The 2,451-nt window shown below is 40.0% G+C and carries 3 protein-coding genes; all 3 read right to left on the bottom strand.

Features of this window, described 5'->3' with window-relative positions; all coding sequences use genetic code 11:
* Positions 1-230: 230 nt before the first annotated feature.
* Positions 231-425 (bottom strand): hypothetical protein, encoded by a 195-nt coding sequence (locus tag FTV03_RS17470; RefSeq protein ID WP_168379657.1) that lies wholly within the window; start codon positions 423-425, stop codon positions 231-233.
* 234 nt (positions 426-659) lie between these two features.
* The gene (locus FTV03_RS17465; RefSeq protein ID WP_078192893.1) at positions 660-902 is read right to left on the bottom strand and encodes a hypothetical protein; all 243 of its coding nucleotides are present in this window, start codon (positions 900-902) and stop codon (positions 660-662) included.
* A gap of 266 nt (positions 903-1,168) precedes the next feature.
* The coding region (gene ahpF / locus FTV03_RS17460; RefSeq protein WP_180042386.1) for an alkyl hydroperoxide reductase subunit F at positions 1,169-2,451 on the bottom strand (1,283 nt) is incomplete at its 5' end.

The following is a 2,451-nucleotide window of genomic DNA, read 5'->3' as shown; positions in this document are numbered from 1 at the left end:
AAAATCATTTGAATGATTTCTTCTTGGTCTACGTGCCATAAAATACTCCATATATTGATGTTTATAACATCATTTGGGGAGCAAAATATCACTTATAAGTGTTGTTCAAATTTCCTGATCCACCTCTGTTCGACGCAATTAGAATGTTCAATCTTCAATAGCTGCAAACATATTGCTGTCAGCAAAGCGAAAGCCAAGTATTAAAACTTGGCTTTTTTTATGTCCAAGTTCTATTGCTCTGGATTGGTTTGATCTTGGTCTTTAGATGGTGCTGTATTTGATGGATCTTGTGCAATATCGGTGGTTTCAGCATGATCACGATAACGGTTTGGCTTGAGGGTAGTTTCGGTATTTTCAGAGCCTTTGTATGATCGGCTACGATTGGCGCGTTCACGTAAACCGCCTTTTTTGATTAACTGCACCATCATCTAGAACCTCATTGCTATCGCCATAGTTTAAAGAATTTTCCTCGTGAAGATAAGTAAGCAGGGCGATGCAAGCGCATAAAAAAGCCTGAAATCATTCAGGCTTTCATCATTTTAATTTCTCGCTTTGAATGACTTTAAAGCAACTGGATAATAGCGCTTAAATACGGATTGTCTAATATTTAGGTATTGCCAGCCTGTTCATGGGGCTATATTTGGCTGTTGTAAAAAAGCTTAATTTTTACCATCCTGCTTGAGTACTTCAAAGATGTTGAGTTGGGTTGTAGCTTCAGTATCGTGCTGTTGCAAATACACTTGGACACTCTTAAATAGAATGGCAACAGCCAAACAACTGAGTATGCAAAATATCCAAAAGCCATATGGGCTACGGATATTATGCGAGCCACATTCGGAACATTCTTTATCGCTTGAAGCCAATACTTTATTGCAACAAGCACAGTGATATTGATAGTGCATTGCTTTTCTCCATTTAGTCGAATTTGACCAACATTCTTGTTGTTATTGTCAACCATCAATCCGTGATGATTGTTTTATCTTAATGTGCAAATAAGCTGCTGTACAAGTTTTAAACGGTTTGTTTTGCTCATTATTGTGTAAGTGAAAAGCGTCAGAGAGTTAAATATTTGTTTTATTACTAATTTATAAATGAAACAAGACATGAATTTTCAGTCATAAAAAAAGCCAGTTCGAAAACTGGCTTTTGCTGTTCTGTTTAAACTGAATTATTGACCAGAGCGGATGATGTAATCAAAAGCAGATAATGATGCTTTCGCGCCTTCACCTGTCGCAATGATGATTTGTTTGTACGGTACTGTTGTACAGTCACCAGCAGCAAATACACCTTTTACATTGGTTTCGTTACGCTCGTTAATTACGATCTCACCACGGTTTGAAAGTTCAACTGCTGTTTCTTTTAAGAAATCAGTGTTTGGTAACAAACCGATTTGTACAAAGATACCAGCCAATTCAATCGTTTTGATTTCATCAGTTGCACGGTCTTTGTAGTTCAATGCAGTCACTTGTGAACCATCACCGACCACTTCTGTAGACAATGCATTCATGATCACAGTCGTATTCGGTAAGCTGTTTAACTTGTCTTGAAGGACTTGGTCAGCACGAAGTTTAGTATCAAACTCAACAAGTGTTACATGTTCCACAATACCTGCAAGGTCAATCGCCGCTTCGACACCTGAGTTACCACCACCAATCACCGCAACACGTTTACCTTTAAACAATGGACCGTCACAGTGTGGGCAGTATGCAACACCACGAGTACGGTATTCTTGCTCACCTGGAACATTCATCTCTCTCCAACGTGCACCTGTTGAAAGAATCACTGTTTTAGATTCAAGTTTTGCACCATTCTCTAAAGTTACTTCAACCAAACCATTGGCTGTTTGATCTGCACCTTTGATGTCAGATACACGTTGCAAGTTCATGATGTCCACACCGTACTCACGTACATGTGCTTCCATTTCAGCAGCAAACTTAGGACCTTGAGTCTTTTGAATCGACGTGAAGTTTTCAATGTCCATGGTATCCATGACCTGACCGCCCATGCGTTCAGCCACGATACCGGTTTTAATGCCTTTACGTGCTGCATAGATTGCAGAAGTATTACCCGCAGGGCCACCACCAATCACAAGAACATCAAAGGCGTCTTTGGCATTCATTTTCTCAGCATCTTTCGCTGCAGAGTCAGTGTCTAATTTGGCAATGATTTCTTCCAAAGTCATACGGCCTTGACCGATGTGATTACCGTCTTGGAATACCATTGGTACAGCCATGATTTTGCGTTCTTCCACTTCGTCTTGGAAGAATGCACCATCAATCATGGTTGCAGTTGTGCCTGGGTTATAGATCGCAATCAGGTTCAAGGCTTGAACCACGTCAGGACAGTTATGGCAGCTTAAAGATACAAACACATCAAAGTCAGTTTTAAGACCTAGACCTTTGATAGTGTTCAGTACTTCGTCAGAAACTTTCGGTGCATAACCTGAAGTTT

This window comes from Acinetobacter sp. YH12218, assembly GCF_013417925.1.
GTDB lineage: Bacteria > Pseudomonadota > Gammaproteobacteria > Pseudomonadales > Moraxellaceae > Acinetobacter > Acinetobacter amyesii.
This window is presented reverse-complemented; position numbering and strand designations above follow the sequence as displayed.